General features: G+C 29.4%; 25 protein-coding genes. 21 read left to right on the top strand and 4 right to left on the bottom strand.

The genetic code is table 11. From position 1 onward, the window contains the following. Window positions 1-4 precede the first annotated feature (4 nt). The gene (locus IO99_RS15295) at window positions 5-550 is read right to left on the bottom strand and encodes a glutathione peroxidase (RefSeq protein WP_035134970.1); all 546 of its coding nucleotides are present in this window, start codon (window positions 548-550) and stop codon (window positions 5-7) included. 202 nt (window positions 551-752) lie between these two features. Here IO99_RS15295 and IO99_RS15290 point away from each other — a divergent pair, with 202 nt between their 5' ends. The 16 genes from IO99_RS15290 (at window position 753) to IO99_RS15225 (ending at window position 15255) form a co-directional block, all read left to right on the top strand. Next, entirely contained in the window at window positions 753-1625 is an 873-nt protein-coding gene (locus tag IO99_RS15290) for a hydrogenase small subunit (RefSeq protein WP_035134968.1), read from the top strand. 2 nt (window positions 1626-1627) lie between these two features. Then, on the top strand, window positions 1628-3043 hold the full coding sequence (locus IO99_RS15285) for a nickel-dependent hydrogenase large subunit (RefSeq protein WP_035134966.1): 1416 nt from the start codon (window positions 1628-1630) through the stop codon (window positions 3041-3043). Then, complete coding sequence (locus tag IO99_RS15280) at window positions 3040-3501, top strand: hydrogenase maturation protease (protein WP_035134964.1); 462 nt, start codon at window positions 3040-3042, stop codon at window positions 3499-3501. Before IO99_RS15285 ends, IO99_RS15280 begins: the two co-directional genes overlap by 4 nt. Then, window positions 3494-3835, top strand: coding sequence for a hydrogenase maturation nickel metallochaperone HypA/HybF (locus IO99_RS15275; protein WP_035134962.1), 342 nt, complete (start codon window positions 3494-3496; stop codon window positions 3833-3835). The genes IO99_RS15280 and IO99_RS15275 overlap by 8 nt, the downstream gene beginning before the upstream one ends. A 1-nt stretch (window position 3836) precedes the next feature. Further along, complete coding sequence (locus tag IO99_RS19520) at window positions 3837-5033, top strand: Sua5/YciO/YrdC/YwlC family protein (protein ID WP_242844136.1); 1197 nt, start codon at window positions 3837-3839, stop codon at window positions 5031-5033. Then, window positions 5012-6139 (top strand): Kae1-like domain-containing protein, encoded by a 1128-nt coding sequence (locus IO99_RS19515; protein ID WP_341349100.1) that lies wholly within the window; start codon window positions 5012-5014, stop codon window positions 6137-6139. Before IO99_RS19520 ends, IO99_RS19515 begins: the two co-directional genes overlap by 22 nt. Window position 6140: 1 nt before the next feature. Then, window positions 6141-6359, top strand: coding sequence for a HypC/HybG/HupF family hydrogenase formation chaperone (locus IO99_RS15265; protein WP_035134961.1), 219 nt, complete (start codon window positions 6141-6143; stop codon window positions 6357-6359). Window position 6360: 1 nt separating this feature from the next. Continuing rightward, complete coding sequence (gene hypD, locus IO99_RS15260) at window positions 6361-7452, top strand: hydrogenase formation protein HypD (protein ID WP_035134959.1); 1092 nt, start codon at window positions 6361-6363, stop codon at window positions 7450-7452. An 84-nt stretch (window positions 7453-7536) separates the two neighbouring features. Then, complete coding sequence (gene hypE / locus IO99_RS15255) at window positions 7537-8544, top strand: hydrogenase expression/formation protein HypE (protein ID WP_035134957.1); 1008 nt, start codon at window positions 7537-7539, stop codon at window positions 8542-8544. Between the two features lie 287 nt (window positions 8545-8831). After that, entirely contained in the window at window positions 8832-10853 is a 2022-nt protein-coding gene (locus IO99_RS15250; RefSeq protein ID WP_035134955.1) for a methyl-accepting chemotaxis protein, read from the top strand. 258 nt (window positions 10854-11111) lie between these two features. Beyond that, window positions 11112-11327, top strand: a complete 216-nt coding sequence (locus IO99_RS15245; protein WP_035134953.1) for a hypothetical protein — start codon at window positions 11112-11114, stop codon at window positions 11325-11327. Between the two features lie 132 nt (window positions 11328-11459). Next, window positions 11460-11600 carry an LDCC motif putative metal-binding protein gene (locus IO99_RS19180; protein WP_156964382.1) on the top strand — a complete coding sequence of 47 codons (141 nt, stop codon included), beginning with the start codon at window positions 11460-11462 and terminating at the stop codon, window positions 11598-11600. A gap of 188 nt (window positions 11601-11788) precedes the next feature. After that, window positions 11789-12598: an adenosylmethionine decarboxylase gene (speD, locus tag IO99_RS15240; RefSeq protein ID WP_035134951.1), complete on the top strand. Its 810-nt coding sequence runs from the start codon at window positions 11789-11791 to the stop codon at window positions 12596-12598. A gap of 26 nt (window positions 12599-12624) precedes the next feature. Beyond that, window positions 12625-13485, top strand: a complete 861-nt coding sequence (gene speE / locus IO99_RS15235; RefSeq protein WP_035134950.1) for a polyamine aminopropyltransferase — start codon at window positions 12625-12627, stop codon at window positions 13483-13485. Window positions 13486-13662: 177 nt separating this feature from the next. Then, window positions 13663-14226, top strand: a complete 564-nt coding sequence (locus IO99_RS15230) for a ferritin family protein (protein WP_035134948.1) — start codon at window positions 13663-13665, stop codon at window positions 14224-14226. 150 nt (window positions 14227-14376) lie between these two features. Beyond that, window positions 14377-15255: a DegV family protein gene (locus tag IO99_RS15225; protein ID WP_035134947.1), complete on the top strand. Its 879-nt coding sequence runs from the start codon at window positions 14377-14379 to the stop codon at window positions 15253-15255. Between the two features lie 120 nt (window positions 15256-15375). On the opposite strand, the gene IO99_RS15220 is transcribed toward IO99_RS15225, so the two are convergent. The 3 genes from IO99_RS15220 to IO99_RS15210 form a co-directional block, all read right to left on the bottom strand. Further along, a complete protein-coding gene (locus IO99_RS15220; protein WP_035134945.1) occupies window positions 15376-16221 on the bottom strand; it encodes an ABC transporter permease in 846 nt (281 codons plus the stop codon). Then, on the bottom strand, window positions 16214-17173 hold the full coding sequence (locus tag IO99_RS15215) for an ABC transporter permease (RefSeq protein WP_035134943.1): 960 nt from the start codon (window positions 17171-17173) through the stop codon (window positions 16214-16216). The genes IO99_RS15220 and IO99_RS15215 overlap by 8 nt, the downstream gene beginning before the upstream one ends. Window positions 17174-17256: 83 nt before the next feature. Beyond that, entirely contained in the window at window positions 17257-18849 is a 1593-nt protein-coding gene (locus IO99_RS15210) for an ABC transporter substrate-binding protein (protein ID WP_035134942.1), read from the bottom strand. Window positions 18850-19238: 389 nt separating this feature from the next. Here IO99_RS15210 and IO99_RS19175 point away from each other — a divergent pair, with 389 nt between their 5' ends. The 5 genes from IO99_RS19175 to IO99_RS15190 all read left to right on the top strand — a co-directional run bounded on the left by IO99_RS19175 (window position 19239) and on the right by IO99_RS15190 (window position 22808). Continuing rightward, window positions 19239-19406 (top strand): hypothetical protein, encoded by a 168-nt coding sequence (locus IO99_RS19175; protein ID WP_156964381.1) that lies wholly within the window; start codon window positions 19239-19241, stop codon window positions 19404-19406. Window positions 19407-19701: 295 nt separating this feature from the next. Further along, the gene (locus IO99_RS15205; RefSeq protein WP_035134941.1) at window positions 19702-20520 is read left to right on the top strand and encodes an Mrp/NBP35 family ATP-binding protein; all 819 of its coding nucleotides are present in this window, start codon (window positions 19702-19704) and stop codon (window positions 20518-20520) included. A gap of 210 nt (window positions 20521-20730) precedes the next feature. Beyond that, entirely contained in the window at window positions 20731-21714 is a 984-nt protein-coding gene (locus IO99_RS15200; protein ID WP_051824193.1) for an IS1595 family transposase, read from the top strand. A 238-nt stretch (window positions 21715-21952) separates the two neighbouring features. Continuing rightward, entirely contained in the window at window positions 21953-22198 is a 246-nt protein-coding gene (locus IO99_RS15195) for a YgjV family protein (RefSeq protein WP_035134940.1), read from the top strand. Window positions 22199-22388: 190 nt separating this feature from the next. Next, the gene (locus IO99_RS15190) at window positions 22389-22808 is read left to right on the top strand and encodes an RDD family protein (RefSeq protein ID WP_035134939.1); all 420 of its coding nucleotides are present in this window, start codon (window positions 22389-22391) and stop codon (window positions 22806-22808) included. Window positions 22809-22829 lie beyond the last annotated feature (21 nt).

The following is a 22829-nucleotide window of genomic DNA, read 5'->3' as shown; positions in this document are numbered from 1 at the left end:
AGTCCTATAAAATTTTTTCTATTTCTGGAATCATATCCGTAGGATCTACCGGAGATTCAAATCTATCTACTATATTTCCATCTCTATCTATTAAGAATTTAGTGAAGTTCCACTTAATACTATTACCAATAATATACTCAGGGTATTTTTCTTTCAAGATGTTATCCAGTAGTCTTCCGCTAGGGGTACTTAAATCAAAACCCTTAAAAGGCATAGAATTACTTAAAGATTTAAATAGGGGATGAGCTGTTTGTCCCTTAACATCTACCTTTTCAAATAATGGAAAAGTAACACCATAGTTTAACTGACAAAATGCTTTTACATCATTGCTATTACCAGGTTCTTGTTCAGCAAATTGATTACATGGGAAGCCTAAAATTTCTAGCCCCATATCCTTATATTTTTTATAGATATTTTCTAAATCAGAATATTGAGGTGTAAATCCACATTTACTAGCTGTATTTACAACCACTAGAACCTTACCTTTGTATTTTTCTAAAGTAGTTTCTTCTCCATCTATAGTTTTAACTTTAAAATCATAAATATTCATATATATTTCTCCTTTCATGATGAGTATATAGTGCAATATGAAATAGCTAACAATTAAATTGTACACAATTAATATCTTTATATTAATACTACAGTAAAATCTTAAGTATGTCAATATGAAAATAAGATAAATTTAATAATTATTGCATAAAATTTATACTAAAAAACTATTATTATAGTAGTAATTTAAAAGAGGAATAATTATGTGTAATTTTCTAAGAAATAAAGAAGAATTGGCTATCTCCTATGCAAAAAGAGCTATAGAAGAAGTACAACAAGGGAAAAAGGGAAGAATCAATGCTATATGGTTAGAGATATCAGGGTGTTTTGGAGAAGTAATTTCTCTGTTAAATGGAGATGAACCTGATGTTTTATATATGCTAAAGGAATTTGTTAATATGATTTTCTTTGGCAGTATAAATGGAGATGAGGGACAGGAAAGCTATGAGAGAATATTTGAAATTTTAGATACTGAATATATATTTTTAGTTTGTGGGGCAGTACCATTAAGAGATAATGGTCTATTTACTACTGTTGCTACCTATAATGGAAGAAAAATAACAGCAATGGAGGCGGTAGAAACCATAGCTAAAAATGCTAAATATATTATTTCAGTAGGAACATGTGCTTGTTATGGAGGACCTACTGCAGCAAGACCTAATATATCTAATGGAGTTAGCATATCAGAGTTTTTAAAAAGAGATGACATCATTAGAATACCAGGTTGTCCTGCAAATCCTGTTTGGACTATGGGAACTTTGGGTTACATTACATCTTATGGTATGCCAGAAGTTGATAGTGATGGAAGACCAAAGGCTTATTATGGAGAGACAATTCATGACAATTGTCCAAGAAGAAGGTTTTTTGATAATGGGATATTTGCTAAGAAATTTGGAGATCCAGAATGTTTATTTTCTTTAGGTTGCAGAGGTCCAATAACTTATGCATATTGTCCTGTAAGTCGATGGAACGGCACTGATAATTGGCCAATAGGGGATAATACTAATTGTATAGGCTGTGCAGGACCTAAATTTCCAGATGGAACAGAGCCTTTTGTAAAATATGGAGGAGCTTAATTATGACTAAGATAGTAATTGACCCATTGACTAGGGTAAGTGGACTTTTAAATATAGAAGTGAATGTAGTTAATAATAAGATTATAGATGCAAAAAGTAGTGGAAGTCAGTTTAGAGGATTTGAGGAGATGTTTAAAGGTAGATATCCCTTAGATATTATAAGACTGGCTCCACGGGTATGTGGAATTTGTTCTACTCATCATGCTGTAGCTGCTACTTTATGTCTAGAAGATGCAATGAAAGTTACACCTGATTTTAATGGAAAAGTAGTTAGAGATATTGCTAACGGATTTGAATTTTTGCAGAATTATTTGAGGCACATATATTTTTTCGTATTTCCAGATTATGTAGATATAGTTCATATAAATCCGTTGTATAAAACGGAAAGTGCTAAAGCTGCTGATTACAGGTTATCTAGAGAGGATACAAAAAGAATAAATGAAGATTACTTAGGAGCAGTAAGGTATAGTAGAGAAGCACATAGAGCAGTAGCTGAATTAGCTGGAAAAGTTCCTCATTGTCATGGCATTTTTGTAGGTGGCACAACTACAAATATTGATATACCTCAAATAGAAAACATTAAATATAGTATAAAAGTAATAAAAAGTTTTATTGTAGATAAACTTATACCGGATGTATATGCTATAGCAGCCACTTATGAAGATTATTTTAAAATTGGTGGTGGATATAAGAATTTTATGAGTTATGGATTATATGATAATTATTTACATCCAATTAAAATGGTATCAACTGGAGTAATGATAAATGGAATTAGAGAAGAATTTCAATCTAGCAATATAGCAGAAGATATTTCTAAAACTTGGGTAGAATCAGATTTGCAAACTTTAATACCAGGAGAAGACAATAAAATCACCTATAATCCTTATAAACCAGAAGCATATAGTTGGGTTAATGCACCTAGATATAAGGGGAATCCTATGGAGGTTGGAGCACTAGCTAGAATGACTTTAAGTGGTGACTATAGTGGAGGAGTATCTACTATGGATAGAATAATTGCTAAATCAATAGAGGCGAAGAGACTTTGTGAAGCTATAGAGGGATTAATAGATTTATTAAAGCTAAAAAAGGCTTATCAAGAGCAATGGGAAATACCTGAGGAATCAAGAGGCGTTGGATTAATAGAAGCAGAGAGAGGATCCCTAGGACATTGGTTGTCTATTAAAAACAAGTTAGTACATCACTATACTTTAATACCACCTTCATCTTGGAATTTATCACCTACTGACAATAGGGGAATAAAAGGACCAGTGGAAGAAGCGTTGATAGGAACGGAAATAAAAGATATGGTCCACCCAGTAGAAATAGGACGTATAGTAAGGAGCTTTGATCCATGTTTAAACTGTGCCGCACATGTAACCAGTGATAAATATGAGCCTATAACAATAAATATACTATGATAAAGATTTTTGCCATAGGAAATATTATTTTGGGTGATGATGGTATAGGAGTAAAGGTAATGGAGTTCATAGGGGCCCAATTAGAAAGCTATAGCGAAGAAGTTAAGGTATTAATAGTTGGAATTGATTATATATATTGTTTAAATGAAATTAATAAGGAAGATACTGTTATTCTGGTAGACAGTACCTACTTTGGAATTGAGCCTGGTAGGGTTTCAGTCTTAAATTTAAAGGAATGTGATAAATTTATTAGCCCTTGCAGAGATATGCATAGTGAAAATCTTTTGAGGGTTCTAAGAGAAGAATATAGAGAAATTCCTGGATATTTAGTTGGTATTGAAGTGGAAAAAGTGAATTATTCCTTAGAGTTATCTAAAACTTTAAAGGATAATTTTTCTGAAATTACTAAAAAAGTATTTAGGGAAATTAAAAGGATAATTGGTGATATAAATGCATGAAATTTCAATAATTAGTTACGTTATAGATATGGTAGAGGAACAGTGTATTAAAAATAATATAACTAAGGTAGCAAAGGTAATTTTACAAATAGGAGAATTTTCTTGTATAGATAATTCTTCCATTGATTTTATTTTTAAAGAAATGAGTTCAGGGAGTTGTTGTGAGGGTGCAAAACTTATTATAGAAAAGTTATTAAGTAAGGCATATTGTTATAATTGTCATAAGGAATTTCCTTTAAAGATTACTAATAAAAAGTGTCCAATTTGTAATCATGTAAGTAGTGAAATAACTTCAGGTTATGAAATTTTGCTCTACAGAATAGAGGGAGAATAAAGTGATTAGAAAAGGAATTATAGTTAAAGGGACAGTTCAAGGCGTAGGATTTAGACCTTTTGTATATAGAATAGCTTTAGAAAATCAACTATCAGGTTGGGTGAATAATACAAGTAAGGGAGTGGTTATGGAAGTTCAAGGAGCTGAAGTAGGTATAGATAATTTTTTAACTAACCTTAAGGAAAGGGCACCTGAGTTAAGTAGTATTGAAGAAGTAGTAGTTGAGAATAAAAAAAGCCTAAAAGATTATAAGGAGTTTCTAATAGTAGAAAGTACCGAGGAGAAGGGGCGGACTTTAATTTCTCCAGATATAGCTACATGTAAGGAGTGTGAAAAAGAGCTAGGGGATAGTAATAATCTAAGAAGATATTTATATCCTTTTATAAATTGTACAAATTGTGGTCCTCGATTTTCCATAATAAAAGATACTCCCTATGATAGAGAATATACTTCTATGGAAAATTTTATTATGTGTGACAAATGTAAGAAAGAATATGAAAATCCTAATGATAGAAGATTTCATGCAGAGCCTACTTGTTGTTCTGCTTGTGGTCCAAGAGTAATCCTCTTAGATAATAAGGGGAACCCTATAAAATCTAAGGATGAATTTGAAAGTGTGAGAAAGTATTTAAGGGAAGGAAAAATAATTGGAGTTAAGGGCATAGGTGGTTTTAATCTTGTTTGTGATGGAAATAATGAACTAGTTATAGAAAAACTAAGGCTTAGAAAACATAGACCAGATAAGGCATTAGCCCTTATGATGAAAGATATAAATGTAGTAGAAAAATACTGTTATGTAAATAATGAAGAAAAAGAAATTTTAACAGGAAATAAGAAACCTATATTGCTTTTAAAGAAAAAGAACAATAAACTACCAACTAATATTTCCTTTAATAATAAAAGACTAGGAGTAGTATTACCCTATTCTCCTCTTCATTATTTAATATTTGATAACAACATAGATACTTTAGTTTTTACTAGCGGAAATTTAAGTACTATGCCAATAATACATGAGGATATAGAGGCTATAGACAATCTTAGTGAAATAGTAGATTATTTTTTAATTCATAATAGAGAAATTAATATGCCCGTCGATGATTCTGTAGTTCAAGTAATTGGCGGTTACGGTAGGGTTATAAGGCTGGTAGAGGTTATGCGCCTTACTATAATAAATATATATTCAAAGAAAATATCCTAGCCTTAGGATCTCAATTTAAAAATTCATTTTCCATTGGAAGTGGAGATTGTATTTTTACAAGTCCTTATATTGGAGATATGGAGGGAGAAGAGAATTATTTAAGATTTAATATAGTGTTAAAGCACATGAAGAATATTTTTAGAGTTGAACCGAGTACAATTATTCATGATATGCATCCTAACTATTGGAGTAAGAATTATTTAGATAAAAACAAGGTGAAAACTTTAGGTGTTTATCATCATCATAGTCATATAGTGAGCTGTATGGTAGAAAATAAAGAAAATGATAAAGTTATAGGGATAGCTTTTGATGGAGTAGGGTATGGAGAAGATGGAAACCTTTGGGGAGGAGAGTTTTTAATATGTGACAAAAAAAACTTTATTAGGGGAGCACACTTAAAATATATTCCCTTGCCTGGAGGGGATGGAGCAGTAAAATTTCCATGGAGAATTGGACTATCTATTTTATTAGGAGCATTAAAGAAAGAGGAGATTGAAGAAGCTGTTTGTAGATATTTTCACGGTATGGAATCAAGGATAATTATTAATATTCTAAGAAAGAATTTTAATTGTCCACTAACTTCTAGTATGGGAAGACTATTTGATGGAATTGCCAGCCTTTTAGATTTTAACAAAGATGTGTCCTATGAAGGAGAGGCTGCTATGTATGTTGAAAGCTTAGCAGAAAGTTTCATTGATTCTTTAAAGGATACTAGAAATTATGATTATATAAAAAGGTGTGAGAATAGATATCAGTGGGAAATTGGTGATTGCCTTCCTTATATTATAAATATAAATAATATGATTAGAGACATTATAAAGGATTTAGATAATAACATTGATAAAGGGTGTGTAGCTTTTAAATTTCATAATACAATAATAGATTTTTCAAATGAAATTTGTATTAAGTTGAGAGAAGAATATAGCATAAATAAGGTAGCTTTAAGTGGAGGTGTATTTCAAAACTCTATTTTATTAGAAGGAATAGAGATGACGTTGAAGGAAAGTGGATTTCAAGTTATAACCCATAGATTAATACCTTGCAATGATGGGGGATTATCTATAGGTCAAGTAGTTATAGGAAATGAGTTATGTAAGGAGTATTAATATGTGTGTAGCTATTCCAGGAAAGGTATTAGAAATATATGAAGGTAATTCCTTAGTTGAGTTTGGGAGTTTAAGAAAAAGAATCAATACTAGTCTAATAGAAAATTTAGTTGTTGGAGAATATGTTTTGGTTCATGTTGGTTGTGCCATTGAAAAAATAGAAGAAAAAGAAGCTATGGAGACTTTAAATATATTTAAGGAGTTAATGGGAGACTTTTAGAATGTTTTATAGAGATGAAGGAGATACGAGGGAAATTAATTTGGCAATTAAGTTGTTAAAAAACATAAAGGAAAAATGTAAGGAAAACATAAATATAATGGAGGTTTGTGGTACGCATACACGAAGTATTTATAATTCAGGTATTGATAAGCTTTTACCACCTAATATTAGGTTGTTATCTGGACCAGGATGTCCCGTTTGTGTAACAGATGAGAGCTATATAGATCATGCAATAGAGTTAAGTGAGAGAAAAGATGTAGTAATAACTACCTTTGGTGATATGATTAAAGTTCCAGGAAGTTGTAGCTCATTAAGAGAACAGATGGCTAAAGGAAGAAAGATAGAAGTTGTATATTCCCCATTAGATGCCTTAAAGATAGCAATAAATAATAGAGATAAGAATATAGTTTTTTTAGCTATAGGCTTTGAAACTACAGCACCTATAATAGCTCTTACAATAAAAGAAGCACTAGAGAAAAATGTAAATAACTTTTTTATTTTAAATTCCTTAAAGACTATGCCTAAGGTTATGTCTACCCTAATTTTAGGTGAAGAAGTTAAAATTCATGGATTTATATGTCCAGGACATGTAGCAACAATAATTGGTTGCAGACCTTTTGAGAGATTATCTAATGAGTATAAAACTCCTATGGCTATATGCGGCTTCAAGGCTATAGATATATTAGCTGGGATACTTTATGTCATAGATAAAAAGGAGAGAGGTAATTATGGATGTGAAAATTTATATAAAGGTTTTGTTTATCCAGAAGGAAATAGAAAAGCACAAGAGATATTAAATCAGGTCTTTGAAACTTCATCTAGTTTTTGGAGGGGGTTTGGAGAAATAGACGGTACAGGATATAAACTAAGAGAGGAATATAGCTACTTTGATGCTAGAAATAAATTTTCTTTAAAAAATAAAATTGTAAATAAAAATAATCAGTGTATTTGTGGAGATATATTAAGGGGAATAAAAAGTCCTATGGATTGTAATGCTTTTGGAAAGATGTGCACACCAAGGACTCCAATTGGTCCATGCATGGTATCTAAAGAAGGAAGTTGTGGCATTCTATACAGTACAAAAGAATTGTAGATTATAAGTTTAACATAGAATAAGTTAACAAGTTTAATTATATGCATATTTAAATTATTTTGAAGTTTAATATTAGGAGGAGCTATGGAAGTTATAACATTAGCCCATGGTAGTGGAGGAGAGGAAACATATAAATTAATAAAGAATGTATTTCTAAGGTATTTTAATAATGATATCTTAAAGGAACAAGGGGATTCAGCTATATTAGATATGATTAAGGGAAAAGTAGCAGTAACTACAGATAGTTTTGTTGTAGATCCTCTGTTTTTTAAGGGTGGAGATATAGGGAAACTGAGTATTTGTGGCACTGTGAATGATTTGTGCGTAAGTGGTGCAACTCCCCTATATATATCTGCTGGTTTTATTCTTGAAGAAGGATTAGAACTTAAAGATTTAGAGAAAATAGTAAAATCTATGGCTGATACTGCTAATAAAATAGGAGTTAAAATAGTAACAGGAGATACTAAGGTTGTACAAAGTGGAAAAGGTCATAAAGTTTATATTAATACAACAGGAATAGGATATATAGAAAAAAATAATTATCAGTTAAACATAAAGGAGATAAAAGAAGGGGATGCAATAATTATAAGTGGTACTATTGGAGATCATGGCACATCTATTATAAATGAAAGAGAAAATTTAGATATAGAGTCAGGTTTAAAGAGTGATTGTGCTGCTCTTAATGAACTAACAAAAGCTATAATGGATACTAGCAATGAAATTAGAGTAATGCGAGATCCAACTAGAGGAGGGTTAGCTAACACTTTAAAGGAGTTAGTGAGCACTAGTGGAAAGTCTATGGAAATATGGCAAAAGGATATACCTATAAGAGGTGATGTAAGGAGTTTTTGTGATCTTTTAGGATTTGATCCTCTTTATATGGCTAATGAAGGCAAGTTAATTTGTATTGTGAGTAATAAAGATGCTCATAAGGTTTTAAATGTAATTAAATCAAATCCTTTAGGAAGAGAAGGCGCTATTATTGGTAAAGTGCTAGATGATGGCAAAAGTAAGCTGTATTTAAAAACTTACATTGGAGGAACTAAGGTTTTGGGAATGCTACAAGGAGAATTAATCCCAAGAATATGTTGATTGATTTAAGAAGTGAGAGAAATTTTGCTTCTTTTTTATTATTAAAAATACCTATATTCAATAAAAATATAATTAAATTATTTATAAAGATAAATAAGATGTACTCGAGTATATAATAGTAAGTTTTATAATATATTTTGTAATTAAATTTAAAGAAAGGGTTAAAGAAATATTTTTATAGATTAAATATTATAGATTTTTAAGTAATTTAATCATTATTAATAATAAGTATATAAATTACAAAAATATATAAATTAAAAAAAATTATACACTTAGGAGGAAAAAATATGAAACATAAGAAACTTAATAAGCTTAAGAAATTTAAATTACAGAGCATTAGAGTCAAACTTATAGTTATACTTTTACTGATTTGTTTAGTACCAGTTTCCGGAATGGGAATAACTATATACTCACAATCAAAATCAATTTTAAGCGATAAGCTTGAAACTACAAGCAGACAAACAATTTTAGAGGTGAATAGAGGAATAGATAACTATTTTATCGGCATGTCTAAGTCTATAGAGCTACTATCTAATAATATAAATATTGTGGAAGCGGAAGATAAAGAAGAATACTTTAAATTTGCTAAACTATTAATGACAGATGTTAAAAATTCGGATGAAGATATTCTAAATGTATTTATGGGAACAGAAAAGGGGAAATTTCATATTTACCCAGAAGCAAATACTGACGCTAATTATGACTATAAATCTAGACCATGGTATAAACTGGCTATGGAAAATAAAGGGCAAATAGTGATAACTTCACCATATAAAAGTGCAACTACTGGTGAAAATGTAGTAACTGTAGCTAAGACTATAGAAAAAAATAGCAATGTAGTTGGAGTTGTAGGAGTTAATGTAAGTTTAAAAAATCTTTCTGATGGATTATCTGAGATTAAGGTAGGAAACGAAGGGTACATGTATGTATCTGATTCAAATGGTAATTTAGTAGCACATCCTAATAAAGAAATCATAGGTACTGATGAAGCTGCTAAGCTTTCTGTTTGGAGTGACATAAGCTCAAATAAAGAAGGATTTACTGAATATGATTTTAATGGGGAAAAGAAGTTTGCAGTTTACACTACAAGTCAATTAACAGGCTGGAAAATAGTAGCATCTTTGGATGAGAAAGAACTATTAAAGGATACACAAAATATTCTAAATATAATTATACTAACCTCAGGAGTAATAGCTATAATAGCTATAGCAGTATCTTTAATATTTAGTAATTCTATATCAAAGAATATTAATAGATTATTGACGGCTTTTAACAAAGTTAAAGATGGAGATTTAAGGGTTAATGTTAATATAAAGTCAAGAGATGAATTTAAAGACTTAGGTGAAAATTTCAATGGAATGATAGAAAACATATCATCATTAATTAAAAGCGTTAACAAGTCTTCTAATATAGTTTTAGAAACTTCATCAAATTTATCTGCTATAGCCGAGGAAACTAGTGCTTCTATCAGTGAAGTAGCAAGAGCTATAGAAGATGTGTCTGGTGGAGCCATTGAACAAGCTAATAGTGCTCAAGACGGAGCCACAGCTATGATTGAATTATCAGAGAACTTAAAATTATTAAATGAAGCTACAGAAGCTATGGGTGCGGTATATGAAAATGCTAATCACCTAAGCAACAGAGGATTGACCATGGTAGATACATTGATAGAAAAGTCTAATGATACAAGGGTTTCCACTAATAAGGTTTCAGAGTTAGTTATAGATATGGATGAAAGTACAGGAAAAATAAATTCAGTATCAGATACTATTTCTCAGATTACAGAACAAACTAACTTACTTTCTCTTAATGCATCTATTGAAGCAGCTAGAGCTGGTGAAGCTGGTCGAGGTTTTGCAGTAGTAGCAGAAGAAATTAGAAAGCTAGCAGAGCAATCAAAGGATTCTACCATGGAAATTAAGAAGATAGTGGATGATATAAAAACTAAGACTAACATTGCTGTTGTGGCTATTAAGGATACTGAAAAAATTGTAGAGGAACAAGATGGTGTAGTAGACGAAGCAAAGGCTGTATTTAACGATATAATGGCAGGAGTGCAAGATTTAATAAGTAAAGTTACTGAAATTAGTGAATATATAGTAGTTATTAATAAAAAGAAGGATAATGTAGTAACTCAGATAGAAAATATATCATCTATATCACAAGAGACTGCGGCGTCTTCAGAAGAGGTTACTGCTTCAACAGAAGAGGTAACAGGAATTTCAGAGGAGCTTACGGGTCATGCTAATGAGTTACAACATATGTCTGAAAAACTAAAAGAAATAATAAATACTTTCAAATTTGAATAAAGATTATAAGAGAAGGAATATGGAATAAGCTGTATTCCTTCTTATTTTATACAAAAGTTATTTAATAAAAGGATAAATTTTTTTCTCAATAATATGTATAATATGTAATAGAAACTTAGTATTATGTAGATGCATAATTAAATTTAAGGACCTAGGTCAATATCAAATAAAATATTTTAATTTGTTTATACTATATGTTAGAACTCAAAATATATTTAGTTTCGTGCAATATTGTGCATGTTAAAAGGAGAGATATTTATGGATATAAGAGAAATTCCCAAAAGCCAGTTACTTAAAAATGTTTCAACAGATCAAATTAATAGATGTTCAAAAGAACCTATGATGTTAAGTAATACTCAAGTTATGGTAAGACAACAGGATAATGAGTATTTTGTCATAGAAGGTCTTGAAAAAATATTAAGTACTGATAAAAATAAAGATGGTGATGACTTAATAAAATGTTACGTAGTATAATTTTAGAGTGATATTTAATAAATTATTTAAGATAGAGCATAAACTTTATGAAAAATATTTTAATTAAAAACTCCATTAAAAACACATAAGTTATTGGTATAATCTAATAAATAATTATTATGGAGGGATAGCATGTTTACTAGAATAAAGAAATCGGTTAATAGCTTTTTAGATAAGATTGCAAAACAAAATGAGGAACTATATGGGAAGAGAAAAATGGATTGCTGTAATTTAAATAATCAAAATCAGAAGAAGTCTATAAGAAATAAGTAATAGATAAATGTTTTATATAATATAAGAATTATAAGATATATTTATAGTATATACATTGAAATTATAGATAAGGTTTCACATATAACAAAATATAATAATTATATTTTAAATTTTTATTGACAAATTCAACAACTCCTAATAAAATTTACTCAGTGAATTTCATCTAAAGGAAAGGTGTATATAAAAGAATGGAGAATAAAATCAAATTATATGGCTTTAATAATCTTACTAAGACACTAAGTTTTAACATCTATGACATTTGCTATGCAAAGGGTGAAAGAGAACAAAAAGAGTATGTAGATTATATTGATGAGCAATACAATTCAGAAAGATTAACTAAAATATTATGCGATGTTACTGATATTATTGGTGCTCATGTGTTAAACATATCCAAGCAGGACTATGATCCTCAAGGTGCAAGTGTAACCATATTAATTTCTGAGGAACCTTTAGGAGATGGGGTAATAGATGAATCATGTAATAGTGGTAAATATATTTTAAAAACTAAGGAGACTGTTGTTGCACATTTGGATAAGAGTCATGTAACGGTACATACTTATCCTGAATATCATCCAGATAATTCTATAGCAACCTTTCGTGTAGATATAGACGTATCTACTTGTGGGCAAATTTCTCCGCTAAATGCATTAGATTATCTAATTAGCAGTTTTGACTCTGATATAATTACCATTGATTACCGTGTTCGAGGATTCACTCGTGACATTAATGGTAAGAAGTGTTTTATAGATACACCAATTAAATCAATTCAAGATTATATTGATGATAAGACTTTGCAAAAGTATGATGCTATGGATATAAACATGTATCAAACAAATATATTTCATACTAAAATGCTTATAAAGGAAATTGATTTACAGAACTACCTATTTAAAAAAGATACTCATGAATTTTTACCAAGAGAAAGACTTAATATAAGTAATGCACTTAGAAAAGAAATGATAGAAATATTTAGTGGTAAGAATGTTTATAATGAATAATATTATATTAACTAGGAGGATGAAAAATGGAGTTATGGTATACTGAGAATCACTCAGAGACTGTTAGGTTTTCAATAAAGGTTGACAAGCAAATATATGCTGGAAAAAGTGATTTTCAAAGAATAGATGTATTTGAGACAAAGGAATTCGGAAGATTTTTCACTTTAGATGGAATAGTTATGATAACAGAAAAGGATGAATTTATTTATCATGATATGATAGTTCATGTTCCTATGGCTACAAATCCTAAGATTGAAAAAGTTTTAGTTATAGGAGCTGGAGATGGTGGAACAATTAGAGAGCTAACAAGATATAATACAATAAAAGAAATAGACATGGTTGAAATCGATAAAAAAGTAGTTGATGTATGTTTAGAGTATTTTCCTATAACATCAAGTAAACTAAAGGATGAAAGAGTAAACTTATACTTTGAAGATGGTATTAAATTTGTAAAAAATAAGAAAAATTACTATGATTTAATAATAGTAGATTCTACTGATCCAATAGGACCTGGAGAGGGCTTATTTACAAAAGAATTCTATAGAGATTGTTACGATGCATTAAATGAAGAAGGAATTTTAGTAAATCAACATGAAAGTCCTTATTATGAAATGTATGCTAGTTCTATGAAGAGAGCTCATAAGCGTATAAAAGAATCCTTCCCAATAGGGAAAGTGTATCAAGTTCATATTCCAACTTACTCATCAGGGCATTGGTTATTTGGATTCGCATCTAAAAAGTATGATCCAGTAAAAGATTTAAATGCTGAGGCATGGAACTCTTTAGGGTTAAAGACTAAGTATTATAATACAGACTTACATGTGGGATCTTTTGCTCTCCCTAACTATGTTTTAGATATGCTAGATCATGCTTGTGATGAAGAATAATATTCAATATACATAATAAAGGAAATTGAAGATATATTTTTCTATATAGATAAAATTAAAAATATTAATAAAAAACCTTTGACATATTAAAATTAATTTAACATGTTTTAAAGGTTTTTTATTTTTAAACATTTTGAATATATGGTAAAATGTATATTGAGTTTAGGAGGAATTAATATGAAGTGTAAAATATGTGGAATGAATATTAATGAGAAGAATTATGATTTTAATTCATTTGCTTTTATAAATAAAAATTCTATAAGTAACATAGTATACTGTCCGTTCTGTGGAGTAAGCAGTATTTATTTAAGTGGTGATGATGAAGTTATTGAAGTAGATAGTAAGAAGCTAGATATAAACACATTAAGAATTTTAGACCATGCCGTTAAGCTTGAAATATTTAATGGAGAGTTTTATAAAGAAGCAGCTAAAAAAGCAAAGAGTGAAGAAGTTTCTAAGGCTTTTCAGGCTTTATCGAAAATAGAAATTTTTCATTCAAAGGTTCATATGGGATTAGGAGGTTTTACTAAAACACCTGCTTTGACTAAAATAAACTATGACAAGTATGATAGTGACGAAGCACTTTTGAAATTGGCAAAGGAAAGAGAAGAGCATGCTGTTTACTATTATGAAAGATATAAGAATGAAGTATGCGATGAAAATGTAAAAAGAGTTTTCGAAGCTTTAATTGAAGTGGAAAAGGAACATATAGAGCTTACCTATGAGTATAATTTAATATAAATAAGCTTTATATAGCTTAAATACAAGAAAATTAGTTACTATATGAACAAATTGAGAAATCTATTCATATACATTAGGCTTAAAAAATGTTAAAATAGTATTTTAGGCACATATAGTATGGAAAAAATGAATTATAAAGGAGGAGAATATATGAAAGATTATGTTATTATTACAGATTCAACGGTAGATTTACCTCTTGATATTATAGAGAAAATAAATATAGGCATTATACCTATGGCCTTTGATATGGAAAATAAAACTTATACACACTATCCTGATGAGAGAGAAATGACAAGCCATGAGTTTTATGAGAGACTAAAAAATGGTGATACTTCTGTTACAACACAGATAAATTATTTTACTTATAGAGAGTGCTTTGAAAAGTTGTTGAAGGAAGGAAAGGATATTTTATATATAGCATTTTCTTCGGGACTTAGTGGAACATATAATAACTCTCAATTAGTGATACAAGACCTTAAAGAGGAATACCCTGAAAGAAAAATTATATCAGTTGACTCTCTTTCAGCTTCAGTTGGGGAAGGGCTTCTAGTATATAATGCTGCAATGAAAAAAGAAGAAGGCTTAGCCATTGAGGAATTGGTGAAGTGGATAGAAGAACATAGAAATAATACTTGTCACTGGTTTACAGTTGAAGATTTACATCACTTAAAACGAGGTGGAAGGATTTCTTCAGTGGAAGCAATTATTGGGACAACCTTAAAGATAAAGCCTGTATTGAGTGTTGACTATGAGGGAAAGCTAGTGAATGTGTCTAAAGTAAGAGGAGAGAAAAAATCCTTGGAGAAATTACTAGATAAGATGCTAGAAGATGGTATGAACCTGAAGGATCAAACTATTATCATAGGTCATGCAGATAGCTTAGAAAGGGCTGAGTATCTTGCTAATATTATTAGAGAAAAGGAACTCGTGAAAGATATTATTATTAGTACTATAGGTCCCATAATTGGAACTCACACTGGACAAGGAATGATTGGTCTAACATTTATGGGAAACAAAAACTTGAAATAAGAACTTATTAAGAATTATTATGGAATATTTATTTATAATATAGCAAAAGAAGCCTAGGTTAGTGGTAATTTAACCTAGGCTTCTTTTATATATCTAGATATTCTAAGTGTTCTTTTAAATTTACTCTCCTTGAGACGGATCTAATGCTACTCTCAAGATATCACCAAGAACATTAAAGCTTAATACAATTAATAGTATCATAAGACCTGGAAAAATTGCTAAGTAAGTCTTATCACCAATTCTGGATTGAGCAGTTTGAAGCATGCTTCCGAGAGAAGCCATCGGTTGTTGTACCCCTAGACCTAAAAAACTTAAAGATGATTCCATAAGTATAGCATCGGCTATATTTATGCTAGCTGCAACAATTACTGTGGAAATAGCATTAGGTATTATATGTGTTTTTACTATTTTTATATTATTGCTACCTAAGGCTTTAGAACATAGAATATAATCCCTTTCTTTTATAGATAATGTTTCTGAGCGGACTATTCTAGCGATACTCATCCATCCAAATATACCTATAATGATTATTATATTGGCTATACTTGGTCTTAAATAAGAATTTACTATTAGTAGTAAAAAGAATAGAGGTATACTCATTAACATGTCTATTATTCTCATTATAATAGCATCAACTTTGCCTCCTAATAGTCCACTTATAGCACCAACTAGGGTGCCGATGAATATAGATACCATCATGGAGAGTACACCTACTATTAAGGAGATTCGTGCACCATATAAAGCTCTAGTAAAGTAATCTCTTCCGAGTTCATCTGTTCCAAATATATTTTTTAAATTTGGAGAAATAAATTGATTACTCATATCAATAGTATCGGGATTATAAGGAGTCAAAAATGCAAAAACAGATAAAATAATTATTAATGTTAAGCATATTAAAGCAAATATTCCTAATTTATTTTTTTTAAGCTCTCTTATAAAGTTTTCTTTAAATCTAACACTAAACATTTTCATTCCCCCTACGTATTCTAGGATCTACTAGTACATAACTAATATCAGCAAGTAGATTTCCTATAACAACCATTATTGAGGTAACTAAAGTCATAGCCATTATAACTGGATAATCTAAGGCTTTTATTGAGTTAATGCCAAGTCTCCCCATACCAGGCCATCCAAAGATAGTTTCAGTGATAAATGCACCAGAAACTAAAGATGGTAAGCTCATTCCAAGAATTGTTATCATTGGAAGAAGAGCATTTTTCATGATATGTTTAAATAGAATTCTATTCTTACTTGCACCTTTGGAAATTGCGGTAACAATATAATCTTGTTTTAATTCTGTTATAGTACAAGAACGTACATATCTTGTAAGAACAGCTATATTAGAAAAACTGAGTACTATAGTAGGTAATATACCGTGTTTTATAACATCTAATGTTGAAGTTACACCTATAGTTCTCATACCAACACTAGGAAGCCACTTTAATTTTAAAGAAAATATTGAAAGCAATATCATTGCAAACCAAAAGCTAGGTATAGAGATTGCAATATAGTTTAATATATTTGTAAATCTGTCTAAGAATTTATTTCTATGCATGCCCGTATATAATCCTAGGGGAATTGATATAAAAATAGCTAGAAGTAGGGAAGAACCCATAAGTCCAAGGGTAGCAAAAAATCTTGAAGAAATTTCACTAGCTACAGCTTGTCTAGAAACCAAGGAGTAACCAAAATCACCACTTAATACATTTTTTAGCCATAAGAAATATCTAGTTAGCATAGGTTTATCCAGTCCAAGACTTACTCTTATTAAATCTGCTTGTTCCTTTGACATTTTAGGGGTTATATATCCTTGAGCTGGATCTCCTGGAGCCAGATTCATAAGTAAAAAAGATACAAAAGATATAAATAAAAGCATAGGAATAGCTTGTAAAATTCTCTTTGTAATTTTATTTTTCATAATACTATCCTTTCTATGTAAAAAATTTATGTAAAAATGGCTCAAGTACCCGGAAAGGGTAAATGAGCCATAGAAATATATTTTTATTGTTGAATCATATATATTTTTGATAAATCTTCAAACATATATATAGGTACTAATTTGGCATCTTCAATTCCACCAAATTTAGCATCAACTCCGATTAATGACTTTGAATAATATAATGGGTATACTACAGCATCATCAGCTATGGTCTTTTGAATTTTTTCATATAATTCTTTTCTCTTTGCATCATCTGATTGAGAAGCTCCATCCTTCCACAACTTGTCTAGTTCTTTGTTATTATAACATTGAGCATTAAAGCTACCACCAGACATATAAGCACTAGAATATCCATCTGGATCATTTCCCATTACATATCCATTTATAAGTATATCGTAATCTCTTTCTTGTTCCCCAAGGATTTTTGAGAAGTATACATTGTCATCTATTTGCTGAGCATCTACTTCTATGCCGATAGTAGAAAGTTGTTGTTTAACAACCATGGCAATTTTGCTATCTTTTGGAGTGTATTGAAAATTCAATTTTATATTACCTACACCAGACTTTTCCATAAGCTCTTTTGCTTTATCTAAGTTTTGATCATATTTTTCTACATCATCAGTATAGAATTTTGTGTTTGGAGTTAAAATAGAGTAAGCTTTTTCAGTGTTTTCTAAATTAGTATAGGATGTTTTTAAAATCTCTTCTTTATTTAGGGCATAGGATATAGCTTGTCTAACTTCTTTTTTACTTAAGTTTTCATTTTTTTCATTAAGTATAATATAGTTTAGCATTCCTTCATCAAAAGAATGAGTTTTAAACCTATCATCTGATGAGAAAGTTTCAAACTTATCTTCAGCTAAGTATGCTGCAGAAACTTCTCCATTTTCAAAAGCAATTTTTGAAGTATTATCATCTGGAATTATTCTATAAACCACACTATCTAAATGAGGTTTTCCTAAATAGTAATCATCAAATCTTTCTAGGGTTACCATTTCACCCTTTTTCCATTCTTTAAATTTAAAAGGACCAGAACCTACTGGAGTATTATTTTTATCTGATTCTGCTAAATTGCTTTCACCTTCAAAGATATGTTTTGGAATTATTTTAAAATCTCCAATTGATATATAGAATGGTGCAAAGGTATTTGGAAGTTTAAATTCAACAGTTAAGTCATCAATTTTATTAGCTTGGACTTCTTTTTTATCAATAACAAAAGTTTGTCTAGCATCAATTCCCTGACTTTCATCTTTAGCTACATTTACACTATAAACAACATCATCTGCTGTTATTTTTGTACCATCATGCCATGTTAAATTATCTTTTAATTTTAATGTATATGTAAGTTTATCTTCAGAAGTTTCCATACTTTCTGCTAAGTAATATCTTACTTCATCTTTATCAACTACATATAGTGGATCAAATAAGGCATTGTTTATTGTATAAGTAACCCTGTTTTGTTGAAAAAAAGGATTTAGGCAACTTGGATCAGTTCTAGCTGAAAATATCATTGTTCCTCCATCCTTTATTTGTTGTTGAGCAGTTTCATTCTTTTTGGACTCAGTATTAGTAGAACTATTTTTTGAACTACATCCAATTAAGGACAAGGATAGTATTAAAGATAGTCCAATACTGAGAAATCTAGTCTTTTTCATTGTAATCCCCCTTATACACTGTAAAATCAATTCATGTTTATGAATGAAATTTATGATAGTTGTAGTTACGTGAAAATACGCAACAATTCCTTATATAGGATAACATAATAAATATTAGTATATAACTCTTATTATAAATTAAAATAAATAAAATCAGTCTATCAGAAAACGTTATAACTACAAAAACCAACAATTTATTACATAATAAATTAAAAGTTTTGCTAATAGTAACTAGCAGAAATAAGCCATATAATAATTTCTGAAATTCTTAACATTTCATAATAGTGAATTGTATTATAAAATGGTTTGTTAAGTATAAATATATTAAAAACAGGAAAATATATTATTAAATTCTATGGAGTAAGGAATATTAAAATTAGGAGGAAAATATGATGAATAATTATGTATTACCAGAAGACAATTTAGGAGAAGAATATAATTTTGAAAATGAAATTAGTTATTATGATGAAGGATATGAAGAATGTATACGATGTGGTAATAGGGATTGTTTAGACAATAAAAGATTATGTAGTTACTGTAGTGAAACGTGGGAATAAAATTAAATGGGTTAATGATATAAACAGAGTTCTTGCTTTAGAGGGAGTTTTTCTCTCCATGAAGCTTGCTAACAGACTTCTAAGTATTGGTTTATTTGATACTTAGAAGTCGTTGTCCTTTAGGGATTATTAGAGTGATTTTTAGATGTTATATTTTAATTTTATAATATGCTAGACAAAAATATAATTTATTCATATAGGATCATAATAAATTTCATTATTGGCATTTGACAACAATTTAAAACAGCAGTAATATAAATTTAGTAAATACCAATAATAATGAGGAGATGATTTTATGTCAACATGTGATACATGTCCATCCAATGGTGGATGCAGTAAAGATAAAGGAAGTTGTGGAGTTGAGAACAATCCTTTAAACAATGTTAAAAAAATTATTGGAGTTATGAGTGGAAAAGGTGGCGTTGGTAAATCATCCATGGCTACTTTAATAGCAAGACAATTAAAGGAAAAAGGATATAAAGTAGGGATTTTAGATGCAGATATTACAGGGCCAAGTATACCAAGACTTCTTGGAATTACAGGACAAAAAGCTATGGCGGATGGTAAAAATATATATCCTATTGAATCTCAAGAAGGAATAAAAGTTATGTCGTTAAATCTGCTAGTAGAGAATGAAGAAGATCCTGTAATTTGGAGAGGTCCTATGATTGGTGGAATGGTTAAGCAGTTTTGGACAGATGTAATTTGGGGAGAATTAGACTATTTAGTTGTTGATATGCCACCAGGAACAGGAGACGTAGCACTAACTGTAATGCAAGATATTCCGATAAATGGAATAGTAATGATATCTGTTCCTCAAGATTTTGTATCTATGATAGTTGCAAAGGCAGTTAATATGACTAGAAAATTAAATATAAAAGTTTTAGGCGTTATTGAGAATATGAGTTATATTAAGTGTCCTGATTGTGATAAAAAAATTAAATTATTTAATGGAGAAGATACAGAAAAGTTCTTGAAAAATCTAGATTTAAATCTTTTAGGTGAATTACCTATGATAAGTAGTATAAGCAATTTATCAAAAGGTGAAGAGCATCAAGATGAATTTAAAAACATATTTAATAAAATTGTTGAAAACATAATTAATAATTTATAAGAGTAAGTATAATAGATAATTATTATAACTTTTTTATAAATTAGTGTATCATTATATCAGTTTATAACAGTATAAAAATATAAAAACTATCTTAAGTCTTTGATTTGAGATAGTTTTTATATTTTTTGTTTTAAATCTAGGCTCTGTAGTTGATTAAAGTGATAAATCTTGGAGAGAATTTATATGAACATTAATTATGGAGGTTTGAAAATGAGTTCGCCAAATTATCACGAAGTGTTAGCGTTAGCTAGTGAATTAAAAGAAAATGAAAGATTAAAACTAATTTTAGAAATAAGTAAAACAATGAATGATGTTTTAATAAATAAAAAGGCTAAGGAGTTATGTTGCCCTTACTGTGATAGAAGCCGTATTGTAAAGAATGGTAAGAATAAAACAACACAGAGATATCTATGCAAAACTTGCTTAAAATCTTTTATTAGTGTTACAAATACTCCAATATATTATTCAAGAAAAGAAATTAATACTTGGAGTGAGTATGTTCATTTATTATTTCAAGGATATTCCTTGAGAGAAACTATAAAAATCATTCCCATAAGTTTAAAGACAGCTTTTCTTTGGCGTCATAAGATTCTTGATGCTTTAAGAGACAACTTAAAAACTAAAGAGTTATGTGGGCAAATTCAAGCTGATGAAATTTACTTTAGAGAATCATTCAAAGGTAATCACAGTAGGGATGGCTTTATCATGCCAAGAAAACCTCACAGGAGAGGAACTCCAGCTAAATTTAGAGGAATATCTAAGATGCAAGTATGTGTACTCACGGCTTTAGATAGTAAGAAAAGTATTATAATTGAGCCTAGCTGTATGGGACGTCCAGGAAGTAGTGATCTTTTAAGAGTACTAGGAAGTGTAATAAAAAAAGATAGTGTGCTTGTAACCGATTCGCTGTTTAGTTACAAAACACTATCTTCCTATAGTAAATCAAAACATGTAGCAATCCCTACGGGTTCTCGCAGAGTAGGTTCATATAATATCCAAAGAATTAATAACCTTCATAGCAAAGTAAAAAGTTTTATGAGGCCCTATAAAGGTGTTTCAACTAAGTATCTTAGTAATTATATGTTTCTCTTTAAATACATAGAGTCAAAATGTGAGGCTACGCCTATATTTTTTAGGGGCACAAAGCCTTATTTCAGCACGAATTTTAAGGGACGTCCACCAATATTCTCATAGCATGGATATTCTATCACTGTAATTTTCAACAGAGCCTAAATCTAAGGATTAATCTACATTGTTATATAAGAGATAAAAATCTAAAAACTAAAATAAAAAAAAATTATTATATAAATAAAAAAATATATAATAGAGAAACTATAAATAAACATATTTTTTTAAAACATTAGGTTTGTTAGTGTTTAGAGTGAATATTTGTTATTTATTAATGAATATAATAAACTTTAGGAGGAGTTCTATGTTTAATGATACATTGATTGAGTGGATAGGTTATTTAGCATCTATACTAATTACTATTTCTATGTTTATGAAGGAAATATTTAAGCTAAGATTTATTAATTTAATGGGATGTATATTATTTGTAATATACGGGCTGATTATTGGAGCATATCCCGTAGCTATAGCTAATGCAATAATAGTTTTTATAAATCTATATTACTTATACAAGTTATTTAGAGAAATGAATACTAAAAATAACATTTAAATTTTAATATAATAATAAAAGTTAAGCTATAGTGAAATAGAAAAATTACACTATAGCTTTAAATATAGAATTAAAAAGTTAATTTTCTATGTAAATTCATACTAAGTTTACATAGAATTAATTTACAGATAATTTAAAGTATAGTATATTTATCAGAGAGTTTATAATTATTATTTAAGGAGGATATTGGATGTTAATGGATGAAGAAAATATAAAAAGTGATAATGAAAGTATAGAAGAGGAAAATGTAACAGAAGAAACTATAGCTGAAACACAAGAAAACATGGAAGCAACTTTAGAAAATGAAGAAGTATTAGAGCATATAGATGAAGCTGAAAAGGCAGAAGAGTGTTCTAATGAAAATGTTAAAAAGAAAGGTGGATTTTTAGCCAAACTAGGTGCTAATATAATTGATCAGAGCATAAGTTTATTAATAAGTTTTGCATTACTCTATTTATTTAATTTAATATTAATGCCTTTTGGATATAGATTTGGAGACAAAGTATTAGGATTTTTAGTAATATATGTAATTGTAAATATTTTATATGGTATTATAATGGAAGCTACTAAGCTAAAAACGACTATAGGAAAATCTATTTTTAAATTATAGTAGTGAAAACGTGTCTGTGTT

The organism is Clostridium sulfidigenes (assembly GCF_000732635.1).
Taxonomy (GTDB): domain Bacteria; phylum Bacillota; class Clostridia; order Clostridiales; family Clostridiaceae; genus Clostridium_J; species Clostridium_J sulfidigenes.
The sequence above is the reverse complement of the archived record's forward strand: the minus strand, read 5'-3'. Positions and strand labels throughout refer to the sequence as shown.